We start from the raw sequence: 21883 nt of genomic DNA, 5'->3' as shown, positions 1-21883 counted from the left end.
ATTAATAAATATTGAACATAATTTGCTTATTGTTAAAAGCTTCGGCAAAGTTAAATCAAACTGAAGGAGTTAAAGTATGTCGCTACTAAACCAATTAGGAATTAAACATCCGATCTTGCTCGCGCCTATGGCAGGTGTTTCGACTCCTGAATTAGCTGCTGAAGTTTCCAATCAAGGTGCTTTAGGCTCATTGGGTCTAGGCGCAAATTCGGTTGAAACAGCGAGACAACAAATTTTAGCGACGCAAGCACTAACTGATCGACCATTTCAGCTTAACTTTTTTTGCCACGAATCATGTCCAACAGATGTCGAAGCCAATCAAAATTGGATTAATTATTTAAAACCTGAATTTGAAAAATTTGGTGCGACACCACCTACTGAGTTGAAATGTATTTATCCAAGTTTTAAAGACAATGATGATTATTTAAATCTTTGTTTAGAAACAAAACCCAAAGCAGTAAGTTTTCATTTTGGGATTCCGCACAGCAATCAAATAAAAAAATTACAAGATGCTGGTATTATTACTATGGTTTCAGCAACCAATTTAATTGAAGCGAAATCAATAGAAGCTGCGGGTATTGATATTATTGTTGCTCAAGGTACTGAAGCGGGCGGTCATCGTGGTATTTTTAATGCAAATATTGATGGCGCAATTAAAACAGCTGACCTCGTTCAATTGATTAAACGTCACTGTTCATTACCTGTCATTGCAGCAGGCGGAATAATGAATGGTGCACAAGCAAAAGCTGTGATGAAAATGGGCGCTGATGCGGTTCAACTCGGTACAGCATTTGTTCAATGTAAATCATCAAATGCCAATATAGCGTATCGCCAAGCCCTATTCGACCAACCCATTACTCAAATAACAGCAACAATTTCAGGTCGACCAGCTCGTGGTCTAATTAATCATTGGCAAGCTGAAATTGATCAAGCAAATCGTCCCGATTCTGCGCCCTATCCATACGCTTATGACCTAGCTAAACAATTAAATGCTTTAGCCTTAAAAAATGACGATGTGGGTTATGGTGCTTTCTGGGCAGGTTCAAATGTGGCACAAATTCGACAACTTGAAGCACCTGATTTGATTAATCAATTGGTTGTGGAAATGAATCACGCTTAAATCCAACATAGTAAATCTCAAATAGACGTTGTTACAATAACGTCTATTTGCTTCGCTGATTTTCAGAAAGCATATACACCAAATCCAGCTCAGGACATTCATAACCTAAAGCGGTCATCGCTACGGTGATCTGCCCGCAGTGATGGGTACCATGATTAAAAACATGCATCAATGTTGCTGCAAAAGGCAAACTCAATTCTTCTCCATTGACCCGTCTATAGGTTAAAAGCCCATCTAAACGTGGCTGAGTTAAAGACTCAATAAAAGCGATCCATTGATAAGACTTTTGTTGTAGTTGTAAAAGACACTTCTCTTTGCTTGGCTCAACAATATCTGTCAATTTTAGCGCAGGCGAAATCCCTTCAGCAAAGCGTGGATACCATAAATAATGCTCACCTAATAATAAGTGATTGACCGTACCAAATATACTTTTAAAATAAAGACCTATATCTTTGTAGAAATCTTCATCAGAAACATGTTCCAGATGAAGACAAAGTCGATTTGTTGCCCAAATATTGTATTGAGCCATAAGTAATAATTGTTGTTCCATGACTTTTCCTTTTGATTATGAATCACCTAAAAGACAATTCACTTTCATTTTCACACAACTATTCCTCAAATCACATCTGCTAAAATCAGATCTCATCCACCACTCATTTTGTTTCTAACAAATTTACTTGTTCCACTTGCACATCACTCATGATATTTCCTTGATCCAGCAAGTGATTAAAATAGTCCTCAACCACCTTAGCTTGCTCAATCGTGCTTTCAACTTTATACATATTTTGACGGAACTCATTGCTTGATCGTAAACCTTTGGTATACCACGCAATATGTTTTCGAGCGATGCGACAACCTGAGTATTCACCATAGAACTGATACAACTCAGCTAAATGCCCAAGTAAGACATCTTTCACTTCTTGAATATCAGGTGCAGCTAAATGTTCACCTGTTTTTAAATAATGATCAATTTCACGAAAAATCCACGGACGACCTTGAGCTGCACGCCCAATCATCACCGCATCAGCACCTGTATAATCCAACACATATTTGGCTTTTTCAGGACTGTCGATATCACCATTGGCAATCACAGGGATCGACAACATGCTTTTGACTTCTTTAATCAAACTATAACGTGCTGTATTTAAATACATATCTTCACGAGTACGTCCATGCAAAGCGAGCGCTGCAATGCCTGCTTCTTCTGCTCGTTTGGCAACTCGCATAATATTTTCATGACCATTTAAAAAGCCCAATCGGGTTTTTAATGTCACAGGAACATCCACCGCAGCAACTACTGTGTCCAAAATGCGTGCAACTAAATCTTCATCTTTAAGCAGTGCCGAGCCTGCGAGTTTATTGCAGACTTTTTTGGCAGGACAGCCCATATTGATATCGACAATCTGCGCACCATTGGCGACTTGATAGCGTGCCGCCTCGGCCAGTTGTTCAGGTTCTGAACCTGCAATTTGCGCTGAAATTGGGGCAAGTTCACCATCAAAATTAGCACGATACAAACTTTTTTTGGTCATACGTAAAGTTTGATCAGAGGTCATCATTTCACTGACCGCATGCCCAGCGCCAAAGTATTTACACAGTGTTCTAAATGGACGATCAGTCACACCTGCCATCGGGGCGACAAAAATAGGGGAATGCTTTGATTTATCAAACAATTCTGCAATTACGTTGTTTTTACACAATTTTCACTTTCCCATATTCTCAAAGGTTTTACATCATTTTCAATCATTCTTAACTATTCTTTACGCCTTATTTGCGCCATAATCACCCTTGTGGCGTAAATCCAACTTTATGGCGTAAATATGGGAACAATTGCAGAACGAACTACAGCAGATGGTAAAACTCGATACAGAGCTCAAATACGAATAACTCGTAAAGGCTTACCACCATTTATTAAAACAAGAACTTTTGCAAAAGAGTCATTAGCCAAAGAATGGATTAAGCGACTTGAAGCAGAGATTCTGGTTAATCCTGCTATTCTAAATCCAGAAGCTAAGGTTGTGTCAAAAACTTTAGAACAATTCATCACTCAATATTTAGATGAAATTAGTGATGAATTTGCTGATACCAAAACTGCAGCACTAAAAAATATATGTAATTATGATATTGCCCATAAAGATGCTTATACCCTTTCACGTCAAGATTTCTCATCATTTGCCATTGAGCGACGAAAAGGCAATCCAATTGAAATGATAGATGGAGTTGCCCCAGCAACTGCATTAAAAGATTTATCCCATATTTCATCGGTTCTAAACCATGCTGAACTTGTATGGGGTGAAGATGTTGCACATGCAAAAAATGAATTGTCACATTCGCTGATCGGTCTAAAAAAAGCTCGTATTGTTACTAAATCAAAGGAACGTGATCGTTTAATCACATCAGAAGAACTTCATATTCTGACCAATCACTTTTATAAAGGCTGGAAACGAGTTCGCAATGCCATTCCCATGCACCTGGTCATGTGGCTTGCGATCTATACAGGTCGTCGTGAAGGTGAACTATGTGAAATGCGTTTAGATGATTTTGATAAAAAAAATAGTCAGTGGAAGATCAGAGACGTTAAAAATCCAGATGGTTCTAAAGGAAATCATAAGTTTGCCCATTTAGAGCCTAATGCCCTCCTCATTATTGAAGAATTACTCGAACCTTCTACTCGAAAAAGAATGCTGGAGCTGGGTTATAGTGATGAGCTTTTATTGCCTGTCAATGTACAGACGGTCAGTGATTATTTTCGTAGAGCATGTCGTTTAAATGGAATTGAAGATTTAAGGTTCCATGATTTACGCCATGAAGCTGCAACACGCTATGCAGAGGATGGCTTTACGATACCGCAACTTCAAACAATTACATTACATTCATCATGGAATAGTCTTAAACGGTATGTAAACCTAAGAAAACGTGGTGAACGTTTAGATTATCAGACAGCTATTCAATTTGCCCGACAACAATATGACGATAATTATTCTAAATTTGCTTTAAAACAAAGGTATGTATCAGCTGCTGATATTGCGGATGCAGAGGAAGCTTATTCTCAAGTTCAAACACCTGACGTTATAAATACTGAATTTTCTTTTATTAAAGAACAGTTGGAAAGATTTATGAAATCATTTCGCCCAACTAAAAGTGTTAAAGATATGTATAAAGAAAAATCAAAGATACAGAACATATTTGCATGGAATGATGTGCAACAATCTTTTGTGGTCCCATACATACAAAATGCTTGGGAAAATTGGTTTAATGATAATGGGGCTATTGATTGGGAACAGCTTCCAAATGATACGACTCACTTTAGCATCAAAGGGTTAGATGTACTAAAAATTGAAAATGAACGTGTGTATAAATGGGAAAAAGAAATAGAAAAATGGTTCGATATTACTAAATATTTTGATGCCGATATTTCAAACCTTATTAAAAAGTGATCAGATATGAAAAATAAATTATATGCTTTTTTAACCTCTATAATTATATTGTTAATTATAACTGCTCTATTTGGTGCATGGTTTTATTACTGTTATGCTCTAAAAAATATTAGTGAGTTACCTTTTAAAGAGACACTTTCATTATCTTTAACGTTTTTAGGATCTTTTGGAACATTAGCTTCTATTGTTTTTGCATTTTACCTATACATTAAACAGCGTGAAAAAGATGAGGACGATGAAAAAGCAAAGATTCGAAGTAGTAAACCAACTTTTTTTATAAAAATTGATGACTTTTATAAATCGAATGACAGTAATGGACAGCCTGCTTTAGCAATAGATTTTAATATTAAAAACTATAACAACAGTGCATCTTCTTTTAGTTTGCAATTTGATTATTTACCAAATAAAAAAGAAAAAATTTTAGTAGAATTTGATTATCCACATAATAAAAGTGACATATTTAGGCCTGGTGAAAATCTTAATATTTCAGCTATATTCACATCACGCGATGATATTTTAAACCCTCCTAAAACAGAAGATCTGAACATATATATAAAGGCTGTATATTTAGACAGTATAAACAATAAGATTGAGGATTATTTTCTACTTGAAAAATCAAAGAGAGATACAGTTCCATTTATTAAATCAAATGTAATGACTCCATCTGGGAAATTCCTTGAAATTAAATAGATAATATAAAACCCTCAATTGAGGGTTTTATTTAGTTCTGGCCAACTTTCATTTAGTCGCCTGACATCAATTGCGTGTCCATCTGCAATTTCTGCCATTTTTGTATATTCTGTTGTGCAACTTTCGAGTAATTCTGAGTTGGCAATGGTGTAGTTAATGATGGTTTGCTTGGGAGCACTGGACAAACGTTTGTTGGCTTCACTGAGTTGCTTTGACAACCCACTAGCAGCCAAGTCAGCACTACGAGCGGCAGCATTCGCATCTTGTATTTTTTTAATTGCATTTTGTTCAACCTCTATAATTTTAGCTGACCATGTTTGCATAATGGTGGCTTTTTCCTCTTGAGCCTGATCAATTGCATCTTGATAAGGCTTAATAGCATCAGCTACTGCTTTAGTTTTAACTTTTTCAGCATTTGCCAATTTTCCAGCAAGAGAATTGGCATAAAAAACATATCCAAAGATAAATATCATCAAGCCTAAAATGATGTATTTGTAAAATTTACCTAACACGGCATCAATCATTTAAACCACCCTTTAATCATAGAAAGTTTATTTTTACGATCATCAAAGCCATTTAAACCGCCATTAATACGACGAGTAATCGTGGTTACATCATCATAATCTGCAAATACATTTAAGTTATTTTCAGACCAGTATTTGCAAGCTACAAGCATTCCAACACTTGGCAGCGCAACAATTGTAGGGTTATTTTCAAAATCAATTCCAAGTTCTTGACCATACTTACGATAATTAGCTCGACCAGTTAACTGGATTGGTCCTCGACCTTTATAACGAACACCGTCGCCTTTGTTTACATTACCTAAGTCTTTTCGCCCCTCATAAGCTGCACCAGATGCGATTTCTTCCATATAGCGAAAATTTCCGCTTTCATGAGCAAGTTGAGCAAAGAAATGACAAAAGCGTAACTGCGTCTTGATTGAATATGTCTCTAAGTGCACATTTGCTGCTAATGCTAATTCAGTAGCTCGTGCAGGATTAGCACCAAGTTTTTGAAATACAGCTGTTAAAGTATTACGCCCAAGAATTCCATCAGCTTTCACGCCAACGGCTTTTTGAAGTTGTGTAATATCAAGAGTATTCATCAATTTTTCCCACCTTTACCATTACTAAGTATTGAAATAAAGGCAGCTTTGACCTCACTAATAACCTCGGATAAAGGCTTACCCTGCATCAGTGCAATGGACTGATAGAGAATGCCTATCCCTAATAATCCAAAAACTGCAAACATAAGCATCACAAAGCCTTGAGCCATGTGAGAATATTTTGATAATTCGTAATATTCAATAAATGCTGAACCGCCATAAAGGCTGACTGAAACGCTGAATAAAAACTTGCCTATAACACCCAAAGAAACTTGAATTTTTCCGTTTTTATCAATGTCACCACTTAATACCAGGGCAAGAATAGCCCCCACTACGGCAGGCACAACTTTGATGATCCATGGAATTGTGTTTTCTTGCATAACTTGCCCCGAAATAAAACTCTACTTTATTTCGTAGAGTTTTATTTAAAGGCGGTTATTTAGCGAACCTTACAGGGGGTTGATACTGCTCTAAAATTAATCTATCGTAATTTCATATAATTATTATCTTTGAGATGCGCATGAGTGTATTAAAAATTACAACATTTATTTTACTGTGTATTCCAGTAAATCTATATGCAGGGGTTTACAAATGGGTTGATGCAAAAGGTAATGTTACCTATTCCAGTAAGCCACCACCTAAGGGTGCTAAGCAACAGAATATAGAAACTTTACGATCGTTGGGTACAACCAGTACACCAGCACCTAAAAAAACTTATCGCTCTAATTCATCCATTCCTGACACGTATGTAAATCACTATCAGGGCACTCGTCAAAATACTTATACTGTGCCTCGTCAGCCTACACGCTCTGCTGAAGATGAAGCATTGCGCCAAAAAATTATTCAGGAAGCTAGTACGCCATATAAAGGTTCTCAAAATGGTCAGTTAACCGCAAACCAATTAAGAACCCTAGCAGCAATGAATGGTGTAAATGTATCGAGTGGTGATAGCTATTCCAATTCAAATAGCTCTTACTCTGCACCTATGCCACAACGTCAACCATCTACCATAACAAATTGTGATGGTGCAGGATGTTGGGGTTCAGATGGCACACGCTATAATCGTGGTGCAGGCGATACATATTTTCCATCTACTGGAGGCTCATGCCAAAATGTCGGCGGTCAAATGCAATGTAATTAAAAAATTGAAGCCACCGCAAGGTGGCTTTTCCCTTTAACGATTAAACGCAAACCCACCTTGCTCCTCAGCACCTTTCTGCCGTTTAGTAAGGTATACACCTCCATCACCAGTTTCTTTTGCTTTACGCTCAGTAGCTTTATAGCTTTGCATAAGGTTCATGCGACTAATTCGCATCTTTGGATTTTTCTCGGCAGTTTTTGCATTAAATTCCAAAATTTCAGTCCATACTTTATTCATGCCATCACTGTCATCTTCTTGTCGAGCCACCACCCACTTGCGCATCAACTCACGTCGATGATCTTCCAGCTTAGTTCTATATTGGAAAATCGCAGACCGCCCCTCGTATGAGGTTCTTACCGATGCCGGTGAAAAACCAATGGCTTGAGAAAATAACTCAACCCCTGTGACATCCTTATCATGAATCACATCCTTATTTTTGGTTAACACCCCCTCATCAGCATAACGGTAAGACTTCATCGCATTTTTAAGAAAAATCGGCAGCATAGTCTCTATACCACGACCGTAATCACCTTCTTGAATTTGTTGCAAGCCTTTTACTGTACTTGTGCTAATACCTACGACTGGTCCAAGTAATGCAGATTGCATTGCAGTTGCCCAATCTGCACCTTCAAGTCCTTCCTGTACGTCAGGAATAATTAGGTTATTTAAGCCCACACGACCTGATAAGTCTACAGGTGTAAGTACTCGTGGCGCCCCACCAAATACCAAATCAGCAAACTTAGGATGAATATCTGCCAACCAGTTTCGGATTACAATTTCCAACTCATAAGGGTCTTCCTCGTCGCCATCCGCAGCACCAAAGAACGCCACAGCCCAAGCCGCAAAAAATGCAGCAGAACCGAGTTTACTTTTCTTTGCGATTAAAATAGAGGCAGTGAAAAGCATTCCTGTAATTGGTAATCCAATTGCACCAGCTGCCAAAGTCGTCATACCCAAAATACCAGCCAAAGCACGACGAGCCTCTTTTTGTTCCTTAGGATCGAGCGCATAAATTGACTGATGGGCATTGCGTACCAAGGTATAAATCATATTCTGAGCATATTGTTTAAATAGTAATACCACTTTTGCAATATTACCTTGCATAAAACGTGCTCGGTTCCCTGCTGAGTAATCAAAATGCCCTCTATATACCGCATCCATTGCTTGTTCAAAAGCTTCACTGTGGGTTGACTTTGAGCCATCCAAATTAACATGCTGACGAGCCAAACGATAAGCTGCAATAAAAGTAACCTCACGGTTAAATCGCTCCGCATGATGGAACATGCCACTTGCCAAACGCATAGCAGGTCGGAAATACCACATCACTTTACTATCTTCACCTTGAGCAATACCTGCTAAATCATGAGCCTGCGTAACATCAATCACACCACGCTTTACAGCCTCTTCATACGCAGCTAGCTCATCACCTTGTAATTTTTTGGCAATATCAGGGTTATAAACACCACCTATAGTATTTTTAAAACCTTTTATGCTTGTTAAATCAGGTGTCTTGTATCCATCTTTTAAGCCTACACCAAAATCTAACGATGCTTTAAGTAACTCTTTACCAGCTTTATCAAACCCCCATTTTGCGCCCATAATCGGGTAAGCAACTAATGCTGTTTGAGATAAGTTGACGATGGCAGCTGCAGGTGATAAACCCATGTAATACATGAAACCAACACTTGTGAGAAAACTTGATATTGGAGACCCTTTAGGATTCATTAAATTTTCATGACGTTTCTCCATTTCATCAATAACATCATTAGCAGAATTCTGGTCATAGCCAACACCTTTTTTAAATTGATCTTCAGAATACTTTTTCATTTCATCAAGTTGTTGAGCCAATTGATCGCCATAACGCAACTTCCCTAAATAATTTGCACCACTAAACATATGTTGTGCAAATGCCCGACGTGCATCATTGCTAAAGCCTGCTGTACCCTTACGGTGAATCCCATGTTTTGCCCAGGATAAATCAGGCATAGATGATAGATATAATTGACTTAGAGTGTCTTCAAAATCAGCTTGTGATTTTGCATCCAAACCCAAATTTCCCACCTCATCAAAAAGATCAGACATGAATCCACGACCAACGCTGTCACGACTTGCATTGAACTCCGCATCTTTTTTTACGTCATCAGCCTTATATTGTGGATATTTTTTTATTAACTCTGCACGAACCGATTCAGCTTCATTTTTAGTTTCAGCACGACTAACAACCTCAGCCTCACCATTTTGGTTACGCAGTACCACCACGTATTTACCAAAACGAGCTAAAGGAAAATAAACACCTTTAATTTGACCAAAAGAACCCTCTATTTTCTGCAATAAATCTGCTTTTTTCTGGCTGCTTAAAGCTGATCGCAAAATGCGTTCTCTAATCGCTTCACGAACTTTGGCATAATGCCCACTATAGGCATTTCGAGCCTTTTTATACATTGCCTGTGCTTCAGGGGATAAATTATTATACGCATGGAGTAATTGTTGATATTTAACTTTATTATCGCCCTGTTGGTATGGTTTAGCAGGGTCAATTTGAGCTAAAGTTGCATCATGCATTACATTTGCTAAAGCTTCTTCATCCTTTAATTTAGACCACTCACGTACAATATTATCCGCTTCAGCAGCAATATCATTCTTATCAGCATCCATCTGAGCTGCAAGTTCATTATATTTATTTAGTGGTGGTAATAATTTTCCATAAATCTCAGTTAAATGTCGGCGACTTAAAGCTTGTAAGCCGAATTTCAACCAATCGACACCTTTTTTATTAATCCAGTCACCTGTTTTGGGCAAATTTTTAAACCCATTAGCGATACGATTGGTAATATCATCATAGTTAGAACTACGGCTAAATCTAATATCTGAACTTTCACTATTAAATGTGCCTTTATTCCCCTCAGCCATTTTTACTTGATTAGGCTCTAACGCAACAATATATTCTTGATTTTCAAACTGATGAACAATTCCCTGATATTTCCCAGAAGTTGTCGCTTCTACAACTTCATCACGTGAAACATTACCTGTAGTTTTGAACGCATTCCGAATGTTTACAAATAATGGAAGTACAAAGCCATTTTCCCCACGGATATTGGCGTATACATCTGCTGTATCAAAACTATCAGTTAAGTAAATGCCATCTCCCAATAATCCATGACCTTGCTTAAACTCATTAAACTCGGTGGCAGTACCATGATAAACAACCTTAGGCTCCCCATTTTCATCTAATACCTGTGAAGCATTTGCTGCATCATTTTCCCAATCACCAAACCATTTCTTAAATTCTGGTGTGCGGACTTGTAACCATTGTTGTTCTGAAAGATGTGTCTTTGCACCGTTTGGTGCTGTCATCCATTGATTTGTACCATGATATTTTTGACGAATTAAATCCAATGATGATTGATGTTTAATTTGCCCAATCATACGCTCTGATAATGCAAGCATATCATCAGGATTCAAATTAAGATTGATGCCAAAATTATCAAATACCCATGCTTTTACATACGAAACAATATTGTTAATCAACTTTTGCAGTGCATTCCGTTGAATCACATTACGTTGTTGCATAGTAGATGAAAGGGTTAATAAATATGGTAAATATTCAAGCTGCTGACGTTCAGAGCCTTGTTCACGTTCTGCAAGCATCTTTGCAGCTAAAGCAACAGGATTACCCTGCTCAACTAATTTATTAAATTGATTCATCAATTCATTATATTGTTTCTGGTTCATCATATTTTGAAAACCAGCGTGACCTCCCAACTCATGTAAGAATGTTGGTACTGTGCTTTCATTAGTCAGATTCGATGCAACGAGTACGGCTTTACCGTTGTAATAGAAGCCCTCAACACCTTCAACCTGATAATCCTGAATAATCTCAAGCTTACCTTGTCGTTCAAGCTCATCAATGGTCTCTTTACCAAAGCGATCAATCAATACACCCCTTACTTGCTGAACTGTAGAGCCTGAATTGCTCTTAGTACGACGGCTATAAAGTGGAGTATCAGAATCGTTCTTAGATGAAAATTCTTGATTTTTATATTTACCAAAATAGCTTCGATCAACTACAGCCTTACGAGCTTCTGATAAAAACATCATTAAATCAGCGTCTTTGTAACGTGAAAGAAATTTATCAAAGCCACGATCACGGAACCATTGACGAATATATCCAATAACTTCTTTTAGCTTTTGACGTACAAAAGGACGTGACTTAGCATTTTGTGCAACAAAAGCAAATAATTCTCCAACCAAGGCTTGTTGCACATCTGATTCGGTATAAATTTCATCTTTAACACCTTGAGTGTATGGTTCAATATATGCACTTTCAAATTGCTGCATATCCACGCCATTATCTTTTGCTATTTTACGAATACCCTCAAGCTTACCCAGAGCATTAAATAGTTGTTGAAATTTGGTCTTATACTCATTTCCAAATAGCTTTTGAACACCAAAATGCCCAACAATTTCATGGGTTAATAATTCCTCATAAGCATCAAATGTAGTAAGCTGTTTATTGCTATCCCCATAAACCTGATCAGCAACCACATAGAGCGTGCCATCATGCCAAACACCGCTTACATCATAATTTTGGGTTTTGCCATTTTCATCTTTGTAGGTTGCATCATTTTGTATGACTTTCGGAAGATCGCTAAAACTAGAAATAACCTGAACACTAAACCCATTGGAATTCACATTCCCGACTTTGTTGACCCCGATCCTATTATTAAGACTGACATTGATACGCCCCCTAGAAGACGCATCTTGTGTAGCGGACATTTTGAGATGTTGAAGAATAGAAAGGACTCTACGAGTAGCACTGACAACGGATAAGGGAGTAAAGGTCGTGTCTAATGGTGAAGCATCTCTACGCTCGTTATCAGGTTTTAATTTGTCACGACTATAAAGTTTAATCCCTGTTTCTGTTTCTTCTGTTTTTAGTGTATCAACCAAATCAGAAAACTTTGCATTGATTGCTTTTCGTTCTGTACCAGTAGGAAATGGTCGCTTAAAACCCCATGGAGTAAAAATCGCAGCACTCTCAGGGCCAAAATTCAGAAACGGACTGTAGCCACTATTTTGAGAAATTTTATCTTCTACATACCCTTGGAATGCACGTGCTGTCATTTCAGGAGTAGTAATCCAATAATCTGTACCGCGTCCCTGATCTAACTCTTTTGCGTTCATAGCAAAATCCGTTGGTATCATTTTCGCTTTCTCTGTACCATTTTGAGCTTCTGCCAATAGTTTGAGGCGTTGGGCATAGGTATTCATGTATTGACGTAATCGGTCTAGTACACCCTTTTGTTCAGCATTAAACCCTGATCTACCACGGACAGATTTATAAATCACACTTAATTTATCTAGGGCATCATTAGACCAACGTGCACCACTAAATATATTTCGACTATTCTTATTATTGTTGTGACGTATTTCCGTAGTAAGTGCCGTACCTGTAAGTAATAACTCAGCAACCGTATCAAACTCAGCCAGCTGTTCAGCTGAGGCAGCTTTGTTAAAGCGCTTGTAATATTTAGGATCAAGCTCACGATTAAGATCAGCACGTAACTTATCTAATTGATCTTTTAAGTTGTTTCTCGCAGAACTAACGAAGCTTTCAACCTTAACAGTATCTTCAATATAGTTTTCAGATTTTCTAAAAATTGTCTGTACCAATTGTTTATAGGCTTCTTGCACATCTTCACGAACATTTGATTTATAAGAGAATCCAGAAGTGACGCTCATATCTTCAAAGTGTTTTGCAATCTTTAATGATCGACTGCCATCCACGTTCGTTACCCATTCAGATGGGGCTTTGCCATCTTGTCGACCAAAATAGTGATCTAATGCATGCCACCATTCATGAGCTAATGAACCTGCGCCATTCAATTTGGTCAAGTTAATCACAGCACGTTCGGGTTCATAGTGCGCCTTTGCACCACTTAATCCTTGCCCTCTGGCGCCAAACGCTAAAGCGAGTTCCCCATTTAGGCTAATTGCTGCAGGTGGGATATTTAAAATCTCAGCCAAGTCCATGAGACCATCAAAGGCATCATTTAATAGCTCTTGGCGTTCTGACTGATTATTCCAGTTCCCAAATTCAACACCACGGAAACCAAACACACGAATAAAATCAGCATCTTTAGCATCACCTTTACGGCGATCTAGTCCTTTTCTTACCGTATTTTCAGGTCGAGGAAGATCAATTTCCCCAAAAGTTGTATTGGTTTCTAGAATTTCAATCGCATGGATTGCCATATATTTCATAGCATCTTCACGTGTTTGAAATTCTTGTTCGACAACTTTAACGCGCTTCCGATCACTAATTTCACGATAGATAGAAAAGCTATCTTTTCCAGCAGCCCACACACGATGCTTTTGAGCTACAGCTAGAATTGGTAGTGCAAGTTCAGCATCTTTTTGGGAATCAAAAAATTGTTTGCCTAGTTGCTTGGCATTCCCCTTCCAATCCTTTTTTCTTGTATCCGTGATAATCCATTTACCAACTTCATTTGGATTACTTGAGGCAGCAATTTCAGTAATCTCAAATCGCTTGGCCCAAGTTGGACGATTGTCCTTTGTAGTAGTGCCAGAGGTTTTGGGGCCAGTCTTCACTGAAGTATCTTTACGAGCACCACCAATTTTTTCACCAAAATCTTGAATCGTTTCTTTTTCAGATGTTGGAGCTGTCTTCTTTAAGGCTTTTGTAGGCTCTGATTGTTCTTGCGCTGTTTCACTTCCTGCAATAGCTCCTCGTCCTGATCGTCCACCGCCAACTGTGCCAGCGTCTGGTTCATTAGATTGCGGGCTAGTGAAGATGTCTTGTTGCTTTTCAGTTTCTTGTCGTCTGACTTGTTCATGTGTAGTCCTTAAAATTTCTGCGCCTGAAGGGTCACTCTCACCAAACAAGTTGACACCCGACTTAGTGGAAAGTGCATTATCAATATAATATTTAAGTGCAGTAGCAACTTTCTCACGGCTTCTTGCACGAGTCAGTTTATCACCTGAGTAAAAGATTCTTAGAAAGTCTTGTGTAACTTGATCAATTTCACCTGAAAAAATATCACTTTGATTCATTAAATCAAAAACAGATCGACCTTCTCTGCGGGCCTTTTTAATAAGATTTACAGCTTCCAATAAGTTAGCTGTAATATCCACATCTTTCGAGATGACGCCCTGATCAATCATTTCAAGCATATTTGCCCAAAACCCTGAAACATCCATTAAGGCACCACCAATCGCCTTAATATTACTGTCAGAACTTTCAAACAAATCAGAAATTAGAGTTTGATCACCATAGGCACGCGCAACCAAGGATGCTTGAATACGACGTAAACCTTTTTGGGTCAAAACACCATCTGCACCTAATAAGCTACCTCGCTCATTCGATGATGCAATTCCATTGACATAGGATTTAACAAAGTTTCTATTCTGTGCAGAGTCAATTTCCCCACCATAAAACTGATGCAAAATAGAACCTAATTTTGCAGCATCGGATTTCGCCTGTTCAGTATCGCTCAACTCAAGTGTGGAGCGTTGGTTCGCCTCACCTGTATAAGCAATGCGTTCTGCAGAAGTCATTGGTGTAATACGCTCACGTACCAATACAGGCGCTGTCATACCATCAGTGTTATAACCCTGCTCTTTCAACCACTGTCGATAATGCTCTGCCTTACCTTCCATATATGCCTTAGTAATCGCCATAGAACGACCATTACCACTTTCAACAATGTTTTCCACTGAAACAATTGGTGCTCCATCAGAAGCGTTCGGGTTTTCACCAAGCAATAATGGATTTAACTGATTCGCAATTTCCGTAATTTGCATTTGTGACGCAGCGCGAGTACGGTCTCTTGGTTGTAACTCTTGAGGATAATTAGGATTAATTTGTCCATTAGGATTATTTGATGTGATTAAATCAGCAGCTTCCACTAACTTATGCTGAACCTCAAATGAACGTCCAGTTGATGTAGTCACAACTTCCTTTTTATCAGCAATACGATCTGATTTAGGCTGAACTTTTTCACTGACTGGACGCACGGTATCATCATTATCCAACCAGCTTTTAAACTCATCTTTTGATAATGAACGAATAGGACCAACTTTCCATCCTGGATCAAAGTTAGATTTATACGCTTGCTCAGCCTCTTCTAGGCTTTGATACCCAAGCATAATTTTATGCTCATCAAATTGATCATTATCTTGATTTAATTGATCAACGATAAAGACACGTTCTGATTCAGGGTTCTTGCCTACATACACATCTAACTGTTCTTGGTCTGCCCCTTTGGTTTTTTTGATATAACCATAATGGTCACTCATCGTGTGCGACCAGTCACTACCATCAGGGTTTTTACCACTACGTGTGGAGCCACGCGGACTTTCAATAGCAATATCTAAACCATGAACCTTAATGTGGCCTTTTTTATAATTGCCTGCTTCAATTTGTGCTTGTGTAGGTGCTGGTAAATTATTACCAGAACTAGTTGCAGCTTCATTCGCTACAACATCTATTTTTTGTTTGTGTTGTTCATTTAATTTTTGGGTTTCTACCTGTTTTAACTTACCATTCAGACTGTTAAGTTCACGTCTTAATTGGGCTTTTTGGGCCACGCTTGTTTCTGCATCAAACTTTTGTTGGGCCTCTTGAATACGTGTATTTAAATCAAGTTTTTCGGTCTCAATATCAGATGCTGTGGCTGTACTTGTATTATTGCTAACTGCACCACTGTTGCTATTTTCCTGAGATTGTAAAGAACTCAATAAATCAGGTTGCGTCGCAGCCTGTTGGCTTTCACCCAAAAAAGTACGGTAATCTGTAGGTACAGAACTTAATTGCTGACCATCTTCCTGCTCAGCTGAGTAAGTTAATAATCCTGTTGATGTCACTCCACTATCTACAGCCAAAGCCGCTGCAGATGACATAGGGCCATCATTAGGATTAATACCCATCTGCTGGGATGGTAACTGCGGTTGAGATGACTGTGGTGTATCAAAATAATTCCCACTCGGTGCACCACCATCTGGATTGGGTGGATTAGGTTGAATTGGTACATCAGAATCATTGTTCGGATTAAATCCAAGTAAATTGGGATTAACACCTGTACCAATCTGATTCCCTAAATTACCCATCTCTTCTGTAGGTTGATTAAGGAATCGTCCGTTTTCATTATTGAAATGATGGGAAAAATCAGCGAGAAACTTCTCATCATCTTGTGCATTCCAAACTTTTTCTTGTTCTTGTTGTGATCTTAGGTTGTAATAATCTTGCAAACGCTGTTGTGATACCGCATCTTCTTCACTCCATTGTTTTTGTTGTTGTCTTTCTGAAAGCTCTTGTATTGTTGGGTTGTGTCTAGTAACAAACCAATCACCTGTTTTACCTGCACCACTTACCGTCCCTCCCATTGCCATACCTGCAAGAGTTCCCATAACAGCTGCATTTTCAATCTCATCATGCCAAGGTTTACTTAACGCAAGGTTTTGTAAAACTTGTTCTGCTACAGATTGTGGTAATTCTTCCAGTAAGCCTTCTGAAATTGCACCTTTGATCACAGCAGTTGGAATTGCACTCATCGGTGTTTTCGCAATTTCCTCTCCTACTTGTTGTGTGGTTAAACGTCCTGTTTGCATGGCTGTATCAACATCAGCCAGCCCCATTTTTTGAGCAAGGCGACCACCAGCAAAACCAATCAAGCCACCAAGTGCGCCTGTTGTTACTCCTGCTAAAGACTGGTCTGCTGTTAAGCGTCCATCTACTGTTTCTTGGCGAATTTGTTCAGCTTGGCTACCTGCCATTCCAAGCCCCTCACCAACCGAAGCAGCAACAATAGGATTAGCAATACCTGAAGCACGACCTAATGCGCCACCAGCTAGCATTGAAGGTAAAGATTCAGCAACGGTATTTGTGATAAGTGATGGGTTGTTGATGGCATTTTTTGCTATATCAACAGCATTGTCGAATTTTTTACCAACCTTTGTTGCGAAGTCGTCACCTTCCTCAATTTTTCGATTGCCAATATTTGCAGAATCTTTTAATTGTTGTTGGTATTGCTCAGACTGCCAACCTGTCATTACATTTTTGGCAGCTTTTGGGTCGTAACCAAGTTTTTCGGAAAGTATTTTACCTGTGGCGCCATCGGACATCATGTCACTTAGACCGACTGCTAACTCACCTACAGCTACCGTACCCTTGCCAAGAAAGGAAACTGCATGATCTTTTGCTTGACCAAGAAAACCTTTATCTTTCTTTTCTTTAGGTTGTGAAATTTGACCATTATCCCAATCTATCTGATTTGGTTCTTGAATAGTTCCTTTTTCCCAATCGATTTGGTTTTGATCTGACATGACGCACTCCTAATTTTATGCGTCTATCATGGTTTTTATTTAGAATTTGGTCGAACCTTACAGGGGATAAAAAACCACCCTAAGGTGGTTTGAGAAATTTAGTCTTTTAACTGTATATAACCACCGCTATAAAGATCTATATTCTTCAAGTCATGGCAACTCTTAGAAGACTTAGCTGGTTTATTTTTAGAACAGCCTTCAACCTTTAAAGGAGGTAGTAACTTGTTTCGACTCAACATTTCCACCTCCTTCTGCACATGACTTAAATTCTTCATGATCAATCAATCCCATTTAAGAATGAAACGATATCGTCATCACTTATATTTTTAATACAGTAGTCAGTAACTCTCTGACTTGTATTGGAAGTTGTTTTCATAGCTGTAGATTTGCCATCAATACTAACTTCTAATACATATAAATTACCCTTTTTATCTGTTTTTTTCCATCTTTTTATATCATCACTACCAATTGTATATTCCCAATCCAAGAGGTTAGAGTCGATATCTGCGATAGCATTGATAACATCTAAAGCAGATTGAAATCTTTTAGTTTTATCTACATGCATACACTTATTAATAACTTTTCTTAACTTATCTGGAATGTGGGGAAGATATTTTTCCCTGTCAGGAAATGTTCCATTTTTTAAAGATTTTATGAAATTTTCTTGTGAACCCAACATATCCCATTGTTTATAAAACTCCGCATCCCCACAACACATTCTATAAAGCGATACTCCGACTTGATAAATATCAAAAGTTCTATCAAAGCTTAAATCCCCTTTAGAATAGCCATCTATAAACTCAGGAGGAATAATTCTTGTATAAACTGATGAGACCCATGCAACTCCATCATCATTTACTAACTGTGTCAGCCCAAAATCAGATACCATTGCTTCATTTCGATCTGAAAGCATTATATTATCTGGTTTAATATCAAAATGAATTAATCCCTTCGAATGTATATTATGCAAACCACTTAAAAACTCAACCGCATATTTAATCACTTCCCTAGCAGTTAATTGTTTTTTAGCTAATAGACTTTTAATAGTCCCATTTTTATAAAATGGCATTGCTATATAGATATTTCTATCATCTTCACAAGCATAATAAAGCTGTACAACATTTGGATGAGAGCTTTTAAATAATTTTCTTGCCTCATCATAAAAATCGTTTAGATCTACAATTGTCTCATCATCTTTTCGATATTCAATTTCTTTAATTACCACTTCCCCATCAATATTTTTATCATGGGCTAAATAAACTTTTGAATTCTTACCTTCAGCACCAATTTCTCTAGTTTTTTGAAATGATACTATTGCTTTTTGACATGGATACATCATAGTACTGCTCCATAGCCTACTAATGCAGCTTCTTTACTTTCAGAATTGGTACATAAAGCCCATCTGTTGATTTTCGCATATTGAGATTTACTTTTTAATAAGTCTCTATAAAGTTCTTTATTAATATCAAGTTTTTTTGAAATTGACATTAGCTGACCTGTAAAATAACTATTAACACTACTACTAGAAAATGCTTCTTGAATAACACCCTCAATATGTAGCCGATTAATGTTTACATTTTCAGATACTGTTTCAGCAATTCTTATACCTGCAACTTGAATATCATATTCTCGAATAATATCAAGCACGGTATTTCGGACATATTTTAATTTAGCTGGAAAGTCTAAAGCCAATGGTATCTTTATAGTTTCGACGTTAAGTATATCAGCCTCACTATCTCTATAATCAATAACTACAAAAGTAACTTTTTTGGGTTCAACCCTAATGCCTAGAGAATTCATACGAATTTTTAAATCCTATAACTTATAAAGTATTACGTTAACTTCGTAATTTTTCACATAATATCACCCAAAAAAACATTAGCAATCTGATTTGTGGGTGATGTTCAATATTGAAATAACTCTAGTTGCTTACTGATATTTCGCAGGAACTTTATTTTAGAGGGTAGAAAATACAAGATATCCTATCGGCTGTTAGTTGAGCAATTCATACTCAACATAGTCATTTCTATTGCTGAACCCAATTTTCACCATCCCAAACAGCAGTCTTATCACCTACCTTTGAAATTGTACCCACCGCTCGTTGTGGAGGAGTCCCCGGTGACGTATCAACAAATTGCCGTGTCTGAGTATCAAATAACTGTTGTGGTCTGTTTACCATAGTACCTGATTTGTCATTCCATTCCTGACCACCACCCACAGTCATATAACGATCTTTACCAGTATCTGCTTTATTACCTGCATAACGATTAATTTTTTCCTGAATTGATTTACGATCTTCATCCGATTTCGCAGAATCATATTGTTCATACAATTTCTCTAATCGTGCTGAGTTACGAATGCCAAAACCTTTTTCAGTGGCATTAAGATTAAATTCTCGATTCGCTAAATCATTGGTCGCTTGGAATTTTTGTGCATCAAAACCTAAATTTGCATTAAAGCGGTTATTGGTACCTTGCTCACTTAGTTCTGTACGATAGTTCTGTCCAGCTTGCCCCATGGCTTCACGCTGTAAAGCAGCAACGTTGTTCGCATCAGTTTTATAAACATCATTTGCTCGATTAGAATATCCCATTTGGAGATCATTAATTTGATTTCGTTGACTTGCTGTTAATCCTTTTGAACCTGGGATTGGTGCGCTTACTCTTGCAATTTCAGCTTGCAATTGCGCTTCTTGTTCAGATGTACGAACATCAGGTAATCGTGGGCGACCACCATAACCTCGCATACCCAAGCCTAAATTCATTTCACGTTGAGCGATTGCATTTTGAATCTGTTGTTCAGTCGGTCCCATTTCTTGAGTATTGGCAAATAAATTTGCTACCCCACGAGGGTCATTCACTGGTCTTACTTTGAATCCTAGCCCTTCACCTTCTCGAACTCCATCTGCTCGTGCTTGGGCTGCTGCACCAGGATTAGCATAGCTAAAGCTGTTTCCTTTTTGCTGAATAGCATAAGGATCAGAGTTTTGTACAGAGTTTAATGTAGTCTGGGTTTCAGGCTGTGTTTGTGTAGTAGGTGGTGTTTTATTATTACCAAATGGATTGTTTACAACAGCATTTGGATTATTCTGTTTAGCATTAAATTCAGGTTGAGCTGCTTTTGCTTCACTTGCAATACGTTGTTTGTCTGCATACAAACGTCCAGCCTGTCCCAGTGTCATTGCATTTCCCAAATCTGATGCAGCACCCAATGCACGAACACCTAAATCTTTAGCAAAGAGCATTCCGTTGGAATCTTCAGGATTGTAATCACCCAACCCAAAACGCTCACGATACTGCTCCGTTGGTGTATCTGCAACTGCAAAACCTGTGCTTGCTAATGCACCCACTGTACCTAATTTACCCAGTCCAGTATTTGCAGCACGATTAATACCTTGACGCAATGAATTAAACCTTGCGCCAAAGCCCCCACCTTGTGTTGGTGCTGGATTACTTGGACTTGCTGATGGTGCTGGATTGCTTGGACTTGCTGATGGTGAGCTGGTTGTTGATGGTGTATTTACTGTTGTGCTTGGTAAAGATCTATTCACATCACGAGTGATACCAGATACATCACGTATTTGTGGCCCACCAATTCTATTTTGTTGTGCACGACGAATATCATCTGCGCTTGGGTAGGCACTTGGTACCAGTCCACCATTTGCAAAAAATAACTCAGGTTTATTTTGACCAGGCTTAAAACCCAATTGAGGTTGATTAACAGGCATATGTGTCTGATCTTTCATGGCATCAAGAGTTTGCACACCAACCGAATGAACTTGGTCAGGCGAGAGTTGGAACTCACCGTTACTGAGATTAACTGGCGTGGGACTCCCCATATTTTTTAAATTATTGGTACCAATCTGCTGAGTAGAATCAGCAGGCATAATATAGCTACCTGCTGGAACATTTTTTTTAATATCATCAGAAGTGCCAGTACCTGCACCTTGAATTAGTCCATTTTCATCTTGCTTTGAACGTTTTTTTAAGCCGTACATGACAAACTCCCATATATATGCCATGTATGTTGTGATTTAAAGGATTTTT

At 38.2% G+C, this 21883-nt stretch carries 13 protein-coding genes; 4 read left to right on the top strand and 9 right to left on the bottom strand.

The genetic code is table 11. From position 1 onward, the window contains the following. The first annotated feature begins 76 nt into the window (after positions 1-76). Entirely contained in the window at positions 77-1120 is a 1044-nt protein-coding gene (locus EXE10_RS06385; RefSeq protein ID WP_130112774.1) for an NAD(P)H-dependent flavin oxidoreductase, read from the top strand. A gap of 43 nt (positions 1121-1163) precedes the next feature. On the opposite strand, the gene EXE10_RS06380 is transcribed toward EXE10_RS06385, so the two are convergent. Together EXE10_RS06380 and dusB are read right to left on the bottom strand one after the other, a co-directional pair. Next, positions 1164-1670 carry a DinB family protein gene (locus tag EXE10_RS06380; protein WP_130112773.1) on the bottom strand — a complete coding sequence of 169 codons (507 nt, stop codon included), beginning with the start codon at positions 1668-1670 and terminating at the stop codon, positions 1164-1166. Between the two features lie 103 nt (positions 1671-1773). Next, the gene (gene dusB, locus EXE10_RS06375) at positions 1774-2793 is read right to left on the bottom strand and encodes a tRNA dihydrouridine synthase DusB (protein WP_265937135.1); all 1020 of its coding nucleotides are present in this window, start codon (positions 2791-2793) and stop codon (positions 1774-1776) included. A 147-nt stretch (positions 2794-2940) separates the two neighbouring features. On the opposite strand from dusB, the gene EXE10_RS06370 reads away from it, so the two are divergent. Together EXE10_RS06370 and EXE10_RS06365 are read left to right on the top strand one after the other, a co-directional pair. Beyond that, positions 2941-4557 carry a tyrosine-type recombinase/integrase gene (locus tag EXE10_RS06370; protein ID WP_130112771.1) on the top strand — a complete coding sequence of 539 codons (1617 nt, stop codon included), beginning with the start codon at positions 2941-2943 and terminating at the stop codon, positions 4555-4557. 6 nt (positions 4558-4563) lie between these two features. Continuing rightward, positions 4564-5247 (top strand): hypothetical protein, encoded by a 684-nt coding sequence (locus EXE10_RS06365; RefSeq protein ID WP_130112770.1) that lies wholly within the window; start codon positions 4564-4566, stop codon positions 5245-5247. 14 nt (positions 5248-5261) lie between these two features. On the opposite strand, the gene EXE10_RS06360 is transcribed toward EXE10_RS06365, so the two are convergent. From EXE10_RS06360 to EXE10_RS06350, 3 genes are read right to left on the bottom strand one after another with little or no spacing between them, the layout of a single operon-like run. Next, positions 5262-5771: a hypothetical protein gene (locus tag EXE10_RS06360; protein ID WP_130112769.1), complete on the bottom strand. Its 510-nt coding sequence runs from the start codon at positions 5769-5771 to the stop codon at positions 5262-5264. Beyond that, entirely contained in the window at positions 5768-6352 is a 585-nt protein-coding gene (locus tag EXE10_RS06355) for a glycoside hydrolase family 19 protein (RefSeq protein ID WP_049044335.1), read from the bottom strand. The genes EXE10_RS06360 and EXE10_RS06355 overlap by 4 nt, the downstream gene beginning before the upstream one ends. Further along, positions 6352-6732: a hypothetical protein gene (locus EXE10_RS06350; protein ID WP_042890510.1), complete on the bottom strand. Its 381-nt coding sequence runs from the start codon at positions 6730-6732 to the stop codon at positions 6352-6354. Before EXE10_RS06350 ends, EXE10_RS06355 begins: the two co-directional genes overlap by 1 nt. Positions 6733-6872: 140 nt before the next feature. On the opposite strand from EXE10_RS06350, the gene EXE10_RS06345 reads away from it, so the two are divergent. Next, positions 6873-7493: a DUF4124 domain-containing protein gene (locus EXE10_RS06345; protein WP_165382994.1), complete on the top strand. Its 621-nt coding sequence runs from the start codon at positions 6873-6875 to the stop codon at positions 7491-7493. 33 nt (positions 7494-7526) lie between these two features. On the opposite strand, the gene EXE10_RS06340 is transcribed toward EXE10_RS06345, so the two are convergent. From EXE10_RS06340 to EXE10_RS06325, 4 genes are all read right to left on the bottom strand, one after another. Continuing rightward, a complete protein-coding gene (locus tag EXE10_RS06340) occupies positions 7527-17837 on the bottom strand; it encodes a PLxRFG domain-containing protein (protein ID WP_165382993.1) in 10311 nt (3436 codons plus the stop codon). A gap of 277 nt (positions 17838-18114) precedes the next feature. After that, positions 18115-19176: a serine/threonine-protein kinase gene (locus EXE10_RS06335; protein ID WP_130112767.1), complete on the bottom strand. Its 1062-nt coding sequence runs from the start codon at positions 19174-19176 to the stop codon at positions 18115-18117. Further along, the gene (locus tag EXE10_RS06330) at positions 19173-19637 is read right to left on the bottom strand and encodes a hypothetical protein (protein ID WP_130112766.1); all 465 of its coding nucleotides are present in this window, start codon (positions 19635-19637) and stop codon (positions 19173-19175) included. The genes EXE10_RS06335 and EXE10_RS06330 overlap by 4 nt, the downstream gene beginning before the upstream one ends. A 226-nt stretch (positions 19638-19863) precedes the next feature. Next, complete coding sequence (locus EXE10_RS06325) at positions 19864-21834, bottom strand: hypothetical protein (RefSeq protein ID WP_130112765.1); 1971 nt, start codon at positions 21832-21834, stop codon at positions 19864-19866. Positions 21835-21883: the final 49 nt, after the last annotated feature.

It is taken from the genome of Acinetobacter sp. WCHAc060033, from assembly GCF_004209125.1.
GTDB lineage: Bacteria > Pseudomonadota > Gammaproteobacteria > Pseudomonadales > Moraxellaceae > Acinetobacter > Acinetobacter wuhouensis.
This window is presented reverse-complemented; position numbering and strand designations above follow the sequence as displayed.

Coding starts and splice junctions, on each gene's coding strand:
- EXE10_RS06385 (WP_130112774.1), top strand. CDS start 77: ATGTCGCTACTAAACCAATTAGGAATTAAACATCCGATCTTGCTCGCG.
- EXE10_RS06380 (WP_130112773.1), bottom strand. CDS start 1,670: ATGGAACAACAATTATTACTTATGGCTCAATACAATATTTGGGCAACA.
- EXE10_RS06370 (WP_130112771.1), top strand. CDS start 2,941: ATGGGAACAATTGCAGAACGAACTACAGCAGATGGTAAAACTCGATAC.
- EXE10_RS06365 (WP_130112770.1), top strand. CDS start 4,564: ATGAAAAATAAATTATATGCTTTTTTAACCTCTATAATTATATTGTTA.
- EXE10_RS06360 (WP_130112769.1), bottom strand. CDS start 5,771: ATGATTGATGCCGTGTTAGGTAAATTTTACAAATACATCATTTTAGGC.
- EXE10_RS06355 (WP_049044335.1), bottom strand. CDS start 6,352: ATGAATACTCTTGATATTACACAACTTCAAAAAGCCGTTGGCGTGAAA.
- EXE10_RS06350 (WP_042890510.1), bottom strand. CDS start 6,732: ATGCAAGAAAACACAATTCCATGGATCATCAAAGTTGTGCCTGCCGTA.
- EXE10_RS06345 (WP_165382994.1), top strand. CDS start 6,873: ATGAGTGTATTAAAAATTACAACATTTATTTTACTGTGTATTCCAGTA.
- EXE10_RS06340 (WP_165382993.1), bottom strand. CDS start 17,837: ATGTCAGATCAAAACCAAATCGATTGGGAAAAAGGAACTATTCAAGAA.
- EXE10_RS06335 (WP_130112767.1), bottom strand. CDS start 19,176: ATGATGTATCCATGTCAAAAAGCAATAGTATCATTTCAAAAAACTAGA.
- EXE10_RS06330 (WP_130112766.1), bottom strand. CDS start 19,637: ATGAATTCTCTAGGCATTAGGGTTGAACCCAAAAAAGTTACTTTTGTA.
- EXE10_RS06325 (WP_130112765.1), bottom strand. CDS start 21,834: ATGTACGGCTTAAAAAAACGTTCAAAGCAAGATGAAAATGGACTAATT.